19 protein-coding genes are annotated in these 14,411 nt (G+C 38.7%); 11 read left to right on the top strand and 8 right to left on the bottom strand.

Annotation, left to right across the window (positions count from 1 at the left end):
* The first annotated feature begins 31 nt into the window (after positions 1-31).
* The 4 genes from E2R66_RS10845 to E2R66_RS10830 all read left to right on the top strand — a co-directional run bounded on the left by E2R66_RS10845 (position 32) and on the right by E2R66_RS10830 (position 1,680).
* Positions 32-490 carry a PH domain-containing protein gene (locus E2R66_RS10845; RefSeq protein WP_133230766.1) on the top strand — a complete coding sequence of 153 codons (459 nt, stop codon included), beginning with the start codon at positions 32-34 and terminating at the stop codon, positions 488-490.
* A 56-nt stretch (positions 491-546) separates the two neighbouring features.
* Positions 547-849 (top strand): hypothetical protein, encoded by a 303-nt coding sequence (locus tag E2R66_RS10840; protein WP_133230769.1) that lies wholly within the window; start codon positions 547-549, stop codon positions 847-849.
* Positions 850-1,126: 277 nt separating this feature from the next.
* Positions 1,127-1,390, top strand: a complete 264-nt coding sequence (locus E2R66_RS10835) for a helix-turn-helix domain-containing protein (protein WP_133230771.1) — start codon at positions 1,127-1,129, stop codon at positions 1,388-1,390.
* Between the two features lie 2 nt (positions 1,391-1,392).
* The gene (locus E2R66_RS10830) at positions 1,393-1,680 is read left to right on the top strand and encodes a hypothetical protein (protein WP_133230774.1); all 288 of its coding nucleotides are present in this window, start codon (positions 1,393-1,395) and stop codon (positions 1,678-1,680) included.
* A 364-nt stretch (positions 1,681-2,044) separates the two neighbouring features.
* Here the strand turns inward: E2R66_RS10830 and E2R66_RS28945 are convergent, their stop codons facing one another.
* On the bottom strand, positions 2,045-2,239 hold the full coding sequence (locus E2R66_RS28945; protein ID WP_240049287.1) for a tyrosine-type recombinase/integrase: 195 nt from the start codon (positions 2,237-2,239) through the stop codon (positions 2,045-2,047).
* A gap of 282 nt (positions 2,240-2,521) precedes the next feature.
* Here E2R66_RS28945 and E2R66_RS10820 point away from each other — a divergent pair, with 282 nt between their 5' ends.
* Positions 2,522-3,097: a hypothetical protein gene (locus E2R66_RS10820; RefSeq protein ID WP_133230776.1), complete on the top strand. Its 576-nt coding sequence runs from the start codon at positions 2,522-2,524 to the stop codon at positions 3,095-3,097.
* 2 nt (positions 3,098-3,099) lie between these two features.
* Positions 3,100-3,333 carry a hypothetical protein gene (locus E2R66_RS10815; RefSeq protein WP_133230778.1) on the top strand — a complete coding sequence of 78 codons (234 nt, stop codon included), beginning with the start codon at positions 3,100-3,102 and terminating at the stop codon, positions 3,331-3,333.
* An 18-nt stretch (positions 3,334-3,351) separates the two neighbouring features.
* Here the strand turns inward: E2R66_RS10815 and E2R66_RS10810 are convergent, their stop codons facing one another.
* The 5 genes from E2R66_RS10810 to E2R66_RS10790 form a co-directional block, all read right to left on the bottom strand.
* Entirely contained in the window at positions 3,352-4,497 is a 1,146-nt protein-coding gene (locus E2R66_RS10810) for an IS481 family transposase (protein ID WP_133230781.1), read from the bottom strand.
* Positions 4,498-4,664: 167 nt separating this feature from the next.
* Positions 4,665-5,123: a MarR family winged helix-turn-helix transcriptional regulator gene (locus tag E2R66_RS10805; protein WP_133230783.1), complete on the bottom strand. Its 459-nt coding sequence runs from the start codon at positions 5,121-5,123 to the stop codon at positions 4,665-4,667.
* Positions 5,116-5,829: an SGNH/GDSL hydrolase family protein gene (locus E2R66_RS10800; protein WP_133230786.1), complete on the bottom strand. Its 714-nt coding sequence runs from the start codon at positions 5,827-5,829 to the stop codon at positions 5,116-5,118. The genes E2R66_RS10805 and E2R66_RS10800 overlap by 8 nt, the downstream gene beginning before the upstream one ends.
* 5 nt (positions 5,830-5,834) lie before the next feature.
* Positions 5,835-6,725: an SDR family oxidoreductase gene (locus E2R66_RS10795; protein WP_133230789.1), complete on the bottom strand. Its 891-nt coding sequence runs from the start codon at positions 6,723-6,725 to the stop codon at positions 5,835-5,837.
* A gap of 24 nt (positions 6,726-6,749) precedes the next feature.
* On the bottom strand, positions 6,750-7,109 hold the full coding sequence (locus E2R66_RS10790; protein WP_133230791.1) for a VOC family protein: 360 nt from the start codon (positions 7,107-7,109) through the stop codon (positions 6,750-6,752).
* A gap of 1,039 nt (positions 7,110-8,148) precedes the next feature.
* Between E2R66_RS10790 and E2R66_RS10785 the strand changes: the two genes are divergently transcribed.
* The 5 genes from E2R66_RS10785 (at position 8,149) to E2R66_RS10765 (ending at position 12,568) form a co-directional block, all read left to right on the top strand.
* Positions 8,149-8,883: a phage integrase SAM-like domain and Arm DNA-binding domain-containing protein gene (locus tag E2R66_RS10785; protein ID WP_133230794.1), complete on the top strand. Its 735-nt coding sequence runs from the start codon at positions 8,149-8,151 to the stop codon at positions 8,881-8,883.
* Positions 8,884-8,892: 9 nt separating this feature from the next.
* Positions 8,893-9,417, top strand: coding sequence for a site-specific integrase (locus E2R66_RS10780; RefSeq protein WP_133230797.1), 525 nt, complete (start codon positions 8,893-8,895; stop codon positions 9,415-9,417).
* Positions 9,418-9,536: 119 nt separating this feature from the next.
* The gene (locus tag E2R66_RS10775; protein ID WP_133230799.1) at positions 9,537-9,800 is read left to right on the top strand and encodes a helix-turn-helix domain-containing protein; all 264 of its coding nucleotides are present in this window, start codon (positions 9,537-9,539) and stop codon (positions 9,798-9,800) included.
* Between the two features lie 815 nt (positions 9,801-10,615).
* Positions 10,616-11,854 (top strand): DUF262 domain-containing protein, encoded by a 1,239-nt coding sequence (locus E2R66_RS10770; RefSeq protein ID WP_240049286.1) that lies wholly within the window; start codon positions 10,616-10,618, stop codon positions 11,852-11,854.
* Positions 11,855-12,568 carry a hypothetical protein gene (locus E2R66_RS10765; protein ID WP_133230802.1) on the top strand — a complete coding sequence of 238 codons (714 nt, stop codon included), beginning with the start codon at positions 11,855-11,857 and terminating at the stop codon, positions 12,566-12,568.
* A gap of 191 nt (positions 12,569-12,759) precedes the next feature.
* On the opposite strand, the gene E2R66_RS10760 is transcribed toward E2R66_RS10765, so the two are convergent.
* Entirely contained in the window at positions 12,760-14,082 is a 1,323-nt protein-coding gene (locus E2R66_RS10760; RefSeq protein ID WP_133230804.1) for a hypothetical protein, read from the bottom strand.
* 66 nt (positions 14,083-14,148) lie between these two features.
* Positions 14,149-14,411 (bottom strand): transposase (locus E2R66_RS29205; protein WP_317130768.1); only part of this gene is annotated, 263 nt, incomplete at its 5' end.

The following is a 14,411-nucleotide window of genomic DNA, read 5'->3' as shown; positions in this document are numbered from 1 at the left end:
TGGTCAATTTTTACTATTAAATTTAATCATTATGACGCAGAACGATGATATTCTTTTAAAACCTCAATTATTGTTTGCCTTTTTAAAAACCCTGCCGCTGATTTTGTTAGGGCTTACCTTTCTTTTACTGGCCTGGTACCTTTCGCCATACTTTATTTTATTCGGCATAGCCATTTGTGGTGCCGCGTGGTACCGGCTACTCTATATCCGTAGCTACAAGTATTTAATTACCGCTGAGTACATCCGTATTACCTACGGCATATTCATGAAGCGAACTGACCAGGTGGAGATGTACCGGGTAAAAGACTATACGATTAGCCAATCATTTATTTTGCAAGTTTTTAAGCTGATGCATCTGACTTTGATCACTACCGATATCAACAACCAGGCCGTTCAATTGGAGGGAATACCGGAGTCTGCAATTATTGATACGATCCGTGATAGGGTGCAACAGGCCCGCCATGATAACAATATTTATGAACTAAATTGAAAAAAACACTTGGAGTTTACTAACTAAATTAGTAATTTTAATTAATAATTTTTACCATGAAAGCGATCGTACGTAACGTTTTATTGGCCTGTTTGATCTCGACATTTGCGTTTTTTGGTGCAATAGGTAACAGGCATACAAAGCAAGCTGCTCTTACGGCAACAGTTGCCAAACAACCTGCGCCGTTTATTACTGAAGCTCAGAAGGAAACTTTTACCTGTTTAGGTGTTGCTTTTTTAGCGTGGGTGCTTTGTTTTTGGAGATGTGGTGTGATTAACCGCAGGCTTAATCAGGAGCGGGAATACATGCAACGTTTTACTGAACATTCACGCACATCTTCATTTCATCGACAATGCTGATTGGATGAATATTAATTATTAATTTGCAGGATCTAAAAGCAGGCGACCTGCCTGCATTTGTGATAAGGTTTAGGTTAAAATCCCCTGGCGGCGAGCGTTCAGGGGATTTTTGTTTTAACCCAGTCTATGCTCTCCCCCAATTTATACCCATACGAATTCTAATATAGGCTGGCTTGTCTTTAAGCCTGACCATGTTTTAGATCAGTTACGAAAGACTTATCATTTAAAAACCAACAACAATCTCTTGTTGGCAAATGCACTATCTAATTTATACTTCATGCCCTTGGAAATTATTACCAAAGATGATTTAGAAGCATTTCGACAATCATTACTGAATGACATTCGAGATCTGTTATCCAAAAATAAGCCAGAAAGTAAGGAATGGCTTAGATGTGCTGATGTACGGAGAATTCTCAAAGTATCCACAGGTACTGTCCAAAATCTAAGAATCAATGGAAAACTGAAATCGCAAAAAGTTGGCGGAATTCATTTTTACAAACTTACTGACATTGAAAATATGGTCAGTGGTAAACTACACTAACTATGAAATCAGAAACTTCAGAATTTTTATTACTTTACTCAAAAATAACCGATGATCCGCGGGTCAATGTTTGGCATATCAGCTTATATACCTATATATTATCGTTATGGCAAAAAAGCGGCTTTAAAAAACAATTAAAGGTTTCGCGAAAACAACTCATGAAAGGCGCACACTTTGGTAGTATAACTACCTATCATAAGTGTATCAGCAAACTTAAAGAACTTGAATATATAACTTATTTGCCAACTTATGATTCTTACCGGGGCACTGTTATTGAGTTGAACACGTAGGACACCAGATAACCTGTAGATATCCTAGTTTAATACCTGCTTTGCAGATATCTGTATTTTTATAAGGTACATTCTCTATTACAATAAACACAATTTACAGGCAGCATCCTTCTTTGCTTTACTGCCTGTAAATAGTGTTCCAACTCGTCAGCACTTTCTGCTAAACTCTATTTCCTTGCCGTTCCAGGCAAACCGTTCCCAGCCACTATTCTCCCATTATGTTTCCATGTCACGCTTTTTAAACAGTGAATTTATAGGCGAAGATGTGCCATAAACCAGTCTAATTATATACCTCTCCAAATCCTTTAATTATCCTTATAGTTTTTTCCCATCAAGCTGTCTTCCAGTAAAAGCGTGTCTTTACTTACCTTGTAATTTTGCATTTAGCATAATGTTGAGTTTGTCTAATGGAAGAGTCACCGAGCATTTTTGATACTGATTCCATCGGAACGCCATTATTGAGAGTAACTGTCGTCGCAAACGGATGACGTGCTATGTGAAAAGTCAGTTCCTCCTTTATTCCGCAGGTATCTGCTATTTCTTTTAAATAAGCATTCATTTTTTGATTCGTCAAAACAGGAAGCGCAGCATCAGTGTCGACGCATTTGCTATGATTACTGTATCGGCTAAAATTTTTCGTGCTTGAGCTAACAAGGGTAGGTGAGAGGCTGAGCTCGTTTTTTGGCGATTAATAAATATCCATTCTTTATCGCTTCCAGCAATCCCGCAGCGCATGGATTGTCAAAGACAGAGATAAGAGCCAAACCAACGCCTATATTGGTCATGTATTTGGCTTTTTATTTTCTGCGTAAATTGCACCGTAAACTTAACATATCACAAAATGAATTATCCTTTGATTGTGAGCGCTGTTAGTGCGGCTTTTGCAGGTAGCGCGTTCGTCATTTCTTGTTTAAATTACCGGGTGAGCCGGAGGCTGCCTAACGAGAACAAATTGTTTGAAGAAAAATTCAGGAGTTACCGGTCGGTGATAACGGCACTCAATACGGCCGGGGCGGTTTACATTGAATGTGCCAATGAGTTTCACGAGCTAAAATTATCAGAAAGGGAATTACGGAAAGCCAAGGATGAATTGAATGATGAATTAGCCAAGGCTTATTACCTAATGGAGGATACGGCGTATGAGCAAACGCTTGTCTTACCGGACGAGGTGCTGGAACCGATAGATGATTTTTTCGATCTGTTTAGCCAGGAGGACTTTTTAAATGATGTGGCAAAAGCCGGAAAGGTGGATGCGTTTGAGGAAAAACTAAACGACCTTTTCGATGCGGTGATTAACGCGATGCGGGAAGATTTAGCCTTTGATAAGCTAGACAAGGGGCTAAAGAGACGGATTGGCGGGAGTAGCCGGGTAATAAGGATAAAAACTGAGAATACGGACAATGTGACGGAGAACTAGACATGGACGAAAACGAAAAAGCCAAGCCCTATTTTGAGACGCAGCGGGAGCTGCTGCAAAAGATTCGTGATAACGAGGGTCATAACACTTACGGCACAGAGTGGGGATTTCTACAGCATTTGCTACGCGTTTTGGTGGGTCAGTTTGCCCCGAAATACCATGGTCAGTTTGCCCCGAAACAGTGGGTCAGCTTGCGCCGAAATGGTGTGGTCTCATTTGTAATAGCCACAACTTGATCTGACAGTTGTCTGTTTTTAAAGGTTGTCAGATGGAATTTGTGAATATAACCATTTCTCTTCTAAATGCATTGACTCAGATTCTTCTGAGCCCTTTTTGTGGGGGCTCTGAAGAATCTGGTCTTCGGCGAGCGTCTCCAATAATTTTTCTTGAGCCATCGGAATGCTGTCAATAAAAGTTTGCATCGGTGTTTTGCCGAAACAGTATTTTCCTGTATGCGTTCGTTCATTATTGTAATTGTACATCCATCTATCCAAATCGGCCTGCAATTCAGCGATGCTACGATAGATTTTTTTACGAAATGCAATGGCGTAAAACTCATCCTGAATGGTGCGGTGGAACCGTTCGCAGATGCCATTGGTCTGAGGGCTTTTAGCCTTGGTTTTAGTATGGTCAATATCTTCAATAGCCAGGTATAGCTGAAACTCGTGCTGGTCTCTCACTCCACAATATTCTGTTCCCCTGTCTGTAAGTATCCTGAGCAATCTAAGGTCGTGCTGTTCATAAAAAGGCACCACCTTATCATTCAGCATTTCCGCTGCCACCAAAGCATTTTTACGGTCATAAAGTTTGGTAAAGGCAACTTTTGCATAAGTATCAATATACGTCTGCTGATAAATATGGCCAACGCCTTTAATGTTCCCTACATAATAAGTGTCCTGTGATCCAAGATAGCCGGGGTGATGGGTCTCTATTTCGCCATGAGCCTTTTTCTCATCTTTGGCCTTTTCCAGTGCCACAACTTGCGCCTCGGTCAGTACCAGCCCTTCTTGTGCCGACTTTGCTTCCAGGGCTTTTAAACGCAGTTTAAAGGTATGCAGATCATGCCTTAACCAAATACTCCTTACGCCACCCGGCGAAACTGGAATTCCTTGCTTTTTGAGTTCGTTGGATACACGTAACTGGCCTAAAGCGGGTTGTTCAATCGCCATTTCAACAACAGCTTTTTCTACATGCTCTTCAACCCGGTTTTTTAACACTGGCTTCCTCCGGCTGATTTCCTGAAGAGCAAGTTCGCCCCCCTGATCGTAAAGTTCTTTGAATCGGTAAAAGCTATCACGCGAATAGCCCATTACTTTACAGGCTTGTGATACGTTACCTAAATGCTGGGCAAGTTCTAATATGCCCAACTTGTTTTTGATGATCTTTGCTTGTGTTGTCATTATTTTAATCTGTTTTTAAAGTTACTTTTTTTTCGTAACTGTCAGATTAAGTCTTGACTATTTCATCTCATTCATCATAATCTCCAAATCCGGGGCCTGTAACCGGTATAAAAAGCTATTTATAATTTGTCATGATATGAAAACTGGGTTGTTTGACGGTAATGATCTTACTGCATGTTGTTGTCAATAAGTTGCGTCATGTTTTTATTAAATAAGGATATTTCCGTGTCTAATGAAGCAAAAAAATCTAAATCAGCATTTTCTACTTCAATGAGTGCTTTTTGTAAAACAACTCCGCCATCAATTGTCAGTCGAATTGTTTTGGCTCTTGTATCGGTTTCGTGTTCCTGTCTTGTTATAAATGCTTTATCTTCTAACGTCCGTAATACTTTCGATACCATCATTCTGTCGGCATTGCTTTGGTTGGCAATATCAACTTGTGTAACAGCATTGTTTTTTTTTGAAAGCCAGCCTAACGCAGCCAACAATACAAATTGCGTTTGCGTTAAGTCCAAAGGGTCTAAAACTTTTTTTAGTTTGCGTTGCCAAAGCATTGTAACTTGTCCGAGCAAATAACCAGGACTGTCGTTTGGACTTTTAAAATGAAAATCAATTTCTTTAGGCATAGTTATGTTGAATCGTTTTTTTTACACTTAAAAGCCATTCCAGGATCAAATCAGCTAAAATATTTCCGGCTTTGTCGTTGAAATGAATCCCATCGGTTAAAATACTAAATCCGTTACTCGCTGAAATTGCATCCCAACTTTTTCTTAGGATATACTTTTTAAATGCAGATTTTATGAGTGCGGTTGCTAAATTTAATTTAAACTCAGATTTATCGAGTGTTTTTTTATCAATTAGAGCAGGTATAAGATTTTCAAAAAATGGTAAATACCCTAAATTGTGTTTAGCAGCAATCGCTTTTAAAACAGCGTTAAATTGTTCCACTGTTTTATTCTTGCTGCTGTGGGGGTTTTCACCCAACGGTGCTAAAGAAATTAAAGCAACCGGAGCATTTGTTTTATTTCTTATTTTTAAAATTATTGCCTCGATAGTATGACGATAACATTCAATTGCATGTTTTGGTTCAATATCCCGTCTTGCATCATTTGCGCCAATCAGAATGGTAATAAAGTTGGGATCGTGCGCTAAAACATCTTTATCAATTCTCTTTAAAAGACCTTCGGATGTATCGCCAACTTGTCCGGCATTGACAAATTCATAATGCTGCCCCTTTAATCTTTTTCGCAGAGTTGATAAATAATCACTACTAAAGGTGGCCTGTGTAATGCTATCACCAGCAGACACGACAACTTGATCGAATTTTGACATTTGTTTTAATTATAGGTTTCCTTCAGAAAATCTGTTAACGATGTTGTTTTTCGCCCTAAAACCGTTTCTAAATCAATTGACTTTTGGTCAAATTCTCCATCAGCAATGGCTAAACTGAATGTGCTTAGTATTTCGATAACGTGATTTGGTAATCTGTATTTATTCATGGTAGCTTCAAATTCAGTTACTTCCGGAGAAATATACTGAACAGGTTCATTCACAATTTCGGATATTTTTTCAGCGATTTCTGAAAATTTGATTTGTTCACTTCCATTAAATTCCAATATTTTGTTAGCAAAGGTGTAAGGATTCAAAAGAATATTTACTGCTGCTTCTGCTAAATCTTTTTTTGGTACAAAAGAGGTTAATCCATTTGCTGTGGGTAAATAAATGGTTTTGGTTTTTAATAGTTGACTTTTATCTCCGATCATCATTTCGATTACTTCGGCATATAAATTGTGTCTCAAAATAGTATAAGTAATACCTGATGCTTTGATACAATTTTCAGTTTGGATGTGAGAATCTACAAGGGTCGCTAATGGAGAAGCATCACTTTCGTCTTTCCAAACGGCGCTTGTATATATAATATGCTTAACACCCATTTCTTTTGCCGCATCAACTACGTTTTTATGAAGCTTTGAACGCTGGCTATCGTCTCCTCCCGAAACGAAGTACAGCACATCAATGCCTTTAAAAGCGTTCTTCAAGCTGTCAAAATCGGCATAATTACCAATTTTTACTTCAATGCCATCATTGGCATATTGCTTTGCCAATTCATTTTTTTCGTCTCTTACCAAAACAGCAAGATTTTCACTTTCGGTTTTCTCTTTTAGAAGGTTTATAACCTTACTTCCTAATCCACCTGTCGCCCCTGTGATTAATATTTTATTTTTCATGTGTTATTGGTAAGTAATTCACCTCTATTTTGCATTCAAAAACGTGAGTTTATAGCCGTCAAGGTCTTTTACGTGGAACGCCCGGCCAAAAGGTGTTTCTATAATTGGTCCTGCAGTAGTTATTCCATTCGCGATTAATTTTTCTTTCAGTTCATCTACATTTTCGTTAACTGCAAACCAAAGCGCCACACCAATTCCCAATTCTTTTCCTTCAAGTGGTTCAAGAGGTGTGCGAATAGCAAAACTTGCTTGTCCTTGATTATACTTGAAAATACAGGCTTGAGGGTTAGAGTTGTCAATTTCAAATTCTAATTTGTTCGTATAGAATGCTTTTGATGCTTCTAAATCTCTTACTTGAAGAGATGCAAATGTTAATTGTATCATTCTGATTTATTTAAATTGTTGTCGCAAATATAGTATATGCGACAACAATAAACAACTGCTTTTCTAATTTCTTTTAAAAAGATTAATATACACTATCGAAATTCTGATGGAATTCAAGTCAACGATGACAGCGTAGACAAACATCTTCTGTTTATAGTCAAGGACAGCTCCTTTTTAAGCAATTAGAAGGGTATTTAAACAAAAACGGCCTTCTTTTGAAGGCCATCTCTGAACATTATGGTACAAAACTCGAGCCATTTACTTGAAGATTTGAAACTAAGTGATCTAATAGCTGTTTTATCTTTACGTTATGAACATCTAACGAACACCTACTATGCTGAATGTGTTATCCCATAATTCATTGATAATGAACGAATAGATCATCGTATTTATGAAAAAAGGGATGATTTTTCAATCATCCCTTAGAGTGAACCTGTAGGGATTCGAACTTGAAACTTGTATTTACTAAGATTACTTGATATCTAAACGACTTTTTTTAGGATGGATACGGCAACGATTTTAATATTATTTAATTAATAATATTAAGAAGTTTTCAAACTCACATCATTACAAGGCTTGTAGTAGTCAATCTTCCTTTATGCTTTTTAATGAGAATCTTGGTTACTAGTTTTTTAAATTTTTGTTTAAATTCCTAAATAACGGTATCTTTAGGGAAGAAAAAATGCGTTTTATAGATAATTTGCGTCAATCGTGTAGTAACTGAAAATATCACCGCTAATAAACTGATAAAGAGACAATTGATTGTTGGGTTCATTTCCCTCCCTCACCGCCAGATTGATAATCAAAACACATCAAAAGCCTGTAATTCACTGAATTACAGGCTTTTTTCATTTCCGGGGCTACTCAAAATATGTCTCATTTCGCATAGTTTTAGTGTGACATTCAGTGTGACATTTTTTTGGTGGAAATGTCACACTGGAAACGTTGTAATTAATTGAATTACAACATGTTCTTCTACTAAACATCTTGACTTTTATAGGCTGCATTTCGATATTTATTAACTTTTAATTGTTTCGTTATGTTAGAGAAAAGCTTTGGAATGTTGTTTTACCTTAGGAAACAACGTCATGCCGACAAGGGTACCATGTACATTTACCTTAGAATTACAGTGGACGGCCTGTCAAGGGACGTGTCGGTCAAAAGAACCTGGAGTGCTGCCAGATGGAGTGCAGGCGCTAACAGGGCGTCCGGTAGTAAAGAGGACGCAAAAGAATTGAATCACTATCTGGATGTATTGCAAAGCAAAGCCTATGATGCCCGCAAGCAGCTGATTGAATCCGGGCGGGTTGTGACTGCAATTTCAATCATGGACATAATGAGTGGTGCGGAGCAGCGCAAGCGGGAATTGATGTCACTTTTCAAAAGCCATAATGATGATATGAAAGCAATGATCGGGAAAGGGGTGGCAAAAGGTACCTGGACAAATTTCAATACGACTTACCGCCACTTGTCCGTGTTCCTGTACTCGCAGTATAATGTCAGGGAAATCAACATCCTTGCTCTCGATCTGGAGTTTGTTAAAAAGCTTTATCACTGGTTCAGGACGGTCAAAAAATTGGGCCATAACAGTGCCCTTAAAAATATTGCCAACATGAAGAAAATAGTTATCGCCTGCGTCGATAACGGTTGGCTGAAAAATGACCCGTTCGCAAAATTTGATGAGACTAGAGAAGAAGTTCAGACAGTCTTCCTGGTAAAGGAGGAGATTCAGGCCATTGCTGACAAAGAGATAACAAACAACCGGCTTTGTTAGGTAAGGGATGTGTTCATTTTCTGCTGTTTTACAGGACTTGCATTTGCAGATGTAAAGCAATTGAAAAAGTCCGAAGTGGATATTGGTATCGATGGTGAATTAAGAATCTATAAAGGAAGGCAGAAAACAGGAACGCCATCAATAATTCCATTGCTGCCAATCACCAAACGAATATTAGCCAAATATGAATACAATGAGCAATGTATCATCAAAGATCAGTTATTGCCTGTATTGAGTAATCAAAAGTACAACGCTTACCTGAAAGAAATAGGGGATATGTGCGGTATCAATAAAGAGTTGAAAACGCATATGGCCAGGCACACATTTGGAACTACTGTAACACTAGCCAACCATGTACCACTGGAGTCCATCAAGGAAATGATGGGGCATAAGAGTTTACGTCAAACCATGCATTACGCGAAGGTTACCGGTATCAAGGTCAATGAGGACATGGCTAAACTTAAAAAGCGGCTGGCAAAAAATAATTTTATATCTGAACACCAGATTATTGGTGCTGATGAACCAAAACGCTAAATACATTGATATACCCGACTGGTTAAATGATTTGCCGGTCGGGTTTATTTTTCGGTAGTACCGAAATGCTCGTTAATTTCTTAAAGTAAGAACCAGCAGCTTTGCCTAAAATATATGAAATGGCAACTGAAATTATAACGAAGGAAGATTTACAGGTCTTTAAAGAAGAATTGTTAAGCGACATCAGAAAGATTATTGATAGGAAAGAACAGCCTGCCGGTGAATGGCTACGCAGCAGTCAAGTGAGGAGGATGCTGAACATATCGCCCAATACCTTACAAGCACTCCGTATCAGCGGCAAATTAAACTATAGCAAAGTTGGAAGTATCTTTTTTTACAAGCTTGAAGAAATTAGAAAGTTGGTAGAAGGGGATAAACTATGATTGAAAGAGAGAGTTTATCGCCCATAATTAAACGTACTCAGGAAGATGGCAGAATTACGCCAATTCATATGAGTTTCTTGCTTGCATTGTTCTGCTGCTGGGAAGATAACGGCTGGAAGGCTCCAATAAGGGCGTCGAGAAAAATGCTTATGAAGCTGGCCAAAATACATTCCTCATCGACTTATCACAAGTGCGTGCAGGAACTTAGTGCCTTTGGCTATATAGATTACAAACCATCATTTAATCCGAGAGGGAGTGATTTTAATTTCTCTAATTTAACAGGATGAAATCAATGTTATCTCTTTATCTGGAGAGTTAGGGAGTTCAATCGAACTTTTGATGCCTTTTCTGGTGTTTTTGGACGGTTGGAAAAAAAATGAATACCGTTCAATAATGATATTTTTGATTTCGTGGCTAATATGGTATACAACCGCACCTTTAGATTACAATTGTTCAATAATTTCTTCGAAGATTTAAATAATTTGGCCGATATCTGTGGTGAATATAAGCGGCACTTGCATGGCCTTGGCTGCCGAAGAGGAGTAAATTTGCCTCAGCTAAGGCTAAATGTGAACCATTGAAAACAAAAATGCCATTGAAAAGAAGAAGAAAGGAGGGGCTAAAAAGAGGGGTAAACAAAAGGTAACTGCACTCCCGGTTACCATTGCCAGGCGATGCACACGTAGGGCCTGGTTAACTTTTGTTTGAGGAAGGGCGGGGCATAAACCTTTGAAAGGAAAGAAAGTGAGGGTGGAAACTGAGAAGAATTGAGAAAAGAGCAAGTGAATATTATAAATATTTCCTAATATTGGAGCGTGTTACCTGCTATCATCAACAGCGATAACACCACCTTAAATCTTTCATCATTAATGGACAACCGCGTTTACTACGGCCAATATTCATTAAGTCATTGGCTTGATCTCATTCTCAAAAAAAACATCATTCTTCCGGACTATCAAAGGTATTTTGTTTGGAACCAGGATAAAGTAATTACCCTGATCGATACGTTTAAGAAGCAGGAGTTTGTGCCGCCAATCACCATTGGCGCTTTTAAAGATGGAGATCTTAACGTCAACCTGATCCTTGACGGCCAGCAAAGGCTAACGAGTATATTACTGGCCTACCTGAAATTATACCCTGATAAGAAGGAGTTCAAGAGTAAAATAGAAAGCCTAAGGCTCGCCAACGAAAATGATGACGATATGGACGATATTGAAGAGCAATTCGATGATATCTTAGCCTGGGATTTCAGCAATTTAACCGATAAAGGCAAAACCAGAGAAGAGATCCTTCAAAACCTCGTTCCTGGGAATTACAGAGCTTCCGACTTAAATGTCGATGATGAGTTTTTCAAAAAGACCTTTCTGGGATTTTCTTACCTGGTGCCACACGGCGGCGATCAGCTCGCTCAGCAAAGATTTTACTCATCCGTGTTTCGAAATATCAATATTCAGGGGGAGCGGCTGCTGCCCCAGGAAAGCAGGGCATCTTTATATTTCCTGAATAAAGATCTTGCCGCATTTTTTGAGCCCGATTTTATTACGAATTATAAGGTCAAAAACCAAAGTCTTGATACTTCCGCTGACTTTGTGCGTTTTCTTTCGCTGTTATCTCAATATGCTAAGGATACCGGCAGCGGGCGCGTGGCACGAGGTTATAAGCTCAAAATGGAGAAGTATTATGAGGATTTTGTTTATTCAATGGTTGGTGATACGGCCTCGCACTGGTTCAAGCCCTTCTCAGAGCTTTTTCCCGACCGGAATTATGCGCCACGGTTCGAGCAGTTAAAACGAAACATGGAAGCCTTAGAGATCCCGATGTCATTTGCTTCGATCATCGATATGGATGTGTATTTTTTCGGGCTGATCTATAAAGTTGTCTTTGGTGGACGGGATATCAACCCTGACCGGAAAGGCGAATTAAAAGCTGCACTTGACGATGCCGCAGCAGGATTCAGAAGCGATTACGGTCATCGAAAAGCGCCAGCGGCCCTAAAGTATTTAAGGGCACGTATGGATGCTTCAATTGGCATTTTCAATACATTCATGGTATAAATGGATAGGCATAGAGATTTTATTTTATCGCCTGTTACAGGCCTTTTGAAAGAGGTTGTCGCAGCAAACATAGGCATTGGTGATGGGATGGAAACTTACCCATTGAGCGAGTATATCTTCCAATCTGTATTTTTAAAAATGACTGGTTTCCAGGAGCAGAAGATGAAATGTATCGTCTGGGATTTGGCGACTGATGATTATGATTACCGATATAAGCGTTATTCGCAATCAACGCTGGGTGAATGTTCCTCCTATGAGGATAAGAAGAAGATATTTCTTGACCTCGTTGAGCTTATTACCAAATATGAGACTGGGTTCGATGTAAACACTGGCATTGATAAAGCAGCAATTCAAAATGAGACGATAACCGAGGTTAAGACGCTATTCTCAGGTAGTAATTTGGCAACTTGGGCGCAAAATAACTTTTTGGAGTTTATGGGGGACAACGCGATAATTCCCTTGAATCAATTCGCAACTACAGGGAAGCTGTTTGAGAACGTGCTTCAATCCAAATATAACCTCCTTTATTATCACCGGAATCGATGCGCACATAACACATTTTCCTACCAGGAGAACCTTCCGACACTCAATACCTTGCTGAAGTCCAACCCAAAGGATGATAACTACTTTGTTAGATTTACGTTATTGGTTTTACTCGATAAGATTTTCATCGCTTTATACACCAAGTATAAGCTGCTGTTCGAGGAAAATTAAGGAAAAAAAAACAGGGCGTTACACACTTTGCCATGAACCATCATCTGCATGAGGAATTGTTTAAAGTGATTAAAAGCAGAAAAGTAAAGCAGAGCCTACAAGTAATGCAGACGATCCTTAACAATAACTATTGATTAAAGGAGCTCGCTGAACTACTTGGGGCTTGCTAATTGTCCAAATTGGATTTCAAATTAGGATATATTAGCTTTAAACTGGACAACATTTGCTATGCTAATGTCAAGTGAAAATGCAAATAAAAATATGCCGATAAATTCGCTGGCATGACCAATGAAACTTGCCTCCAGTGATTTGAATGCACCCAAGCTGATTAATATTGCCAACACAAAGGTTTGAAGAAAATTGAACAAGTAGTAGTTTTTTCTCGAACGTGCGAGCTTCGCTTTCAGATTGGATTGGTCGAAGGATGCTACTTGAATGTTCAATGGATTTTCGGTGTCGGCAGCAACTGTTTTGGAAAACTCATTTTCCTCTGATGCTCCACCTGCCGCATCCAGTTCGGCGCCACGGGTTGCATTGTTCCATTGTTTAACAATGTCGTTAATTATATTAGGATTTGCCTTAAATGCTTCGCTGAGATATTTATCACAATCAGAAAGCATTTTTTTATTTTCTACGATATTGGATACCAACTCTTTCCATTTGTCGATTGCTTCGGTCAATTCAGTGTTGGGCTGAAATCGTTTCAACGAACTGAACTCCATGATGAGATTGTCTTTTATGTTGTCTGGAAGTTGCTCGAATTTTTTTTGGTTATCATTAATGGCCAGTATCGCATTTTGAGGTGCTGTTCTATCAAAGATAATTGCTTGTAGATCTGTAAAATAATCGGTAACCTTTTTAGTGGTCTTGTCTTTTGTAACTGGTGCAACATTAGGGTAATTCGAATCAGTTGTCAAGTAGTTTTTAACAGTTTGAAAATAGGACCGATATAAATTTATATCTGAATTCAAACCATCGTAAAAATCTTCTAATGTCAGGTTAGCATCATCTAAGTTATTGGCATCGATTAGATTTTTAATTATCTGGACCTGTTGTTTTGCGCGATTTAGGTATGTATCGATTACCTCCAATAGATTGGGGTTGTTTAGGATATTATACAGTTTTTTTAGCTGCTCTGCGATTTCAATTAAATCGTTTTTAAAGTCCATTTTTTCTTTATCGAACTCTTCCTGTTTTGCTTGGATATTGCTTAATGCTTGGGGGGCTTGGGGAACTAAAGCATTAAGATTTGAATTTAAGATTAATATCACTTCGCCGCTTAATTGTTTTAATCTGGCTTCAGTTTCAAAACTCTTTATAGTCTTCAAAAATTCCCCAATGTCGTCAATAAGTTGCAGCCCTGTTAGCCGAACTATTTCGTTATCTTTCTTTGTATTTAGTAATTGCCTTATTAGGAATCCAACTATCAACCCGGCAAACACCATAACAAAAATCCAACCTTTCCAGAGTTTGCGGACGAATATTAAGACTACAGGGACCGGTGCGGTTAGCATTTTCGAGGTAAAATAAATTTTTCCAGTACTGGTTCCCAAGTCGATCTTTTTTATAGAATAAGGCGTTTAAGCAACCCATGATTTTTGCAGAAATATTGGTCCGGCCGCAATCATCGTCTTGACAAGGTTATGAAACATATTGTCAGGATACTTAAGCCTGTTGAACCGGTAACAAAACTCATCAATATACCGCTGTAGGTGTGAGCAGTGATGATGGATTCCCCTAAGCCAGGCTTTGAACATCATGATTTGCCTGTGCATTAAGGGGTGCCGTTTGCCCTTGTCAGATTTTTCCTGCTCCAGGTTAGGGAAATTTGCTTTAGAAGGCG

It is taken from the genome of Mucilaginibacter psychrotolerans (genome assembly GCF_004519315.1).
In the GTDB taxonomy this organism is placed as follows: Bacteria; Bacteroidota; Bacteroidia; order Sphingobacteriales; family Sphingobacteriaceae; genus Mucilaginibacter; species Mucilaginibacter psychrotolerans.
The sequence above is the reverse complement of the archived record's forward strand: the minus strand, read 5'-3'. Positions and strand labels throughout refer to the sequence as shown.

What these genes read in the sequence shown, in the direction of transcription:
- E2R66_RS10810 (WP_133230781.1), bottom strand. Translation starts at nt 4,497, where the DNA reads ATGACAACACAAGCAAAGATCATCAAAAACAAGTTGGGCATATTAGAA.
- E2R66_RS10790 (WP_133230791.1), bottom strand. Translation starts at nt 7,109, where the DNA reads ATGATACAATTAACATTTGCATCTCTTCAAGTAAGAGATTTAGAAGCA.
- E2R66_RS10820 (WP_133230776.1), top strand. Translation starts at nt 2,522, where the DNA reads ATGAATTATCCTTTGATTGTGAGCGCTGTTAGTGCGGCTTTTGCAGGT.
- E2R66_RS10830 (WP_133230774.1), top strand. Translation starts at nt 1,393, where the DNA reads ATGAAATCAGAAACTTCAGAATTTTTATTACTTTACTCAAAAATAACC.
- E2R66_RS10815 (WP_133230778.1), top strand. Translation starts at nt 3,100, where the DNA reads ATGGACGAAAACGAAAAAGCCAAGCCCTATTTTGAGACGCAGCGGGAG.
- E2R66_RS10845 (WP_133230766.1), top strand. Translation starts at nt 32, where the DNA reads ATGACGCAGAACGATGATATTCTTTTAAAACCTCAATTATTGTTTGCC.
- E2R66_RS10835 (WP_133230771.1), top strand. Translation starts at nt 1,127, where the DNA reads ATGCCCTTGGAAATTATTACCAAAGATGATTTAGAAGCATTTCGACAA.
- E2R66_RS10775 (WP_133230799.1), top strand. Translation starts at nt 9,537, where the DNA reads ATGGCAACTGAAATTATAACGAAGGAAGATTTACAGGTCTTTAAAGAA.
- E2R66_RS10765 (WP_133230802.1), top strand. Translation starts at nt 11,855, where the DNA reads ATGGATAGGCATAGAGATTTTATTTTATCGCCTGTTACAGGCCTTTTG.
- E2R66_RS10795 (WP_133230789.1), bottom strand. Translation starts at nt 6,725, where the DNA reads ATGAAAAATAAAATATTAATCACAGGGGCGACAGGTGGATTAGGAAGT.
- E2R66_RS10840 (WP_133230769.1), top strand. Translation starts at nt 547, where the DNA reads ATGAAAGCGATCGTACGTAACGTTTTATTGGCCTGTTTGATCTCGACA.
- E2R66_RS28945 (WP_240049287.1), bottom strand. Translation starts at nt 2,239, where the DNA reads ATGAATGCTTATTTAAAAGAAATAGCAGATACCTGCGGAATAAAGGAG.
- E2R66_RS10800 (WP_133230786.1), bottom strand. Translation starts at nt 5,829, where the DNA reads ATGTCAAAATTCGATCAAGTTGTCGTGTCTGCTGGTGATAGCATTACA.
- E2R66_RS10785 (WP_133230794.1), top strand. Translation starts at nt 8,149, where the DNA reads ATGTTAGAGAAAAGCTTTGGAATGTTGTTTTACCTTAGGAAACAACGT.
- E2R66_RS10805 (WP_133230783.1), bottom strand. Translation starts at nt 5,123, where the DNA reads ATGCCTAAAGAAATTGATTTTCATTTTAAAAGTCCAAACGACAGTCCT.
- E2R66_RS10760 (WP_133230804.1), bottom strand. Translation starts at nt 14,082, where the DNA reads ATGCTAACCGCACCGGTCCCTGTAGTCTTAATATTCGTCCGCAAACTC.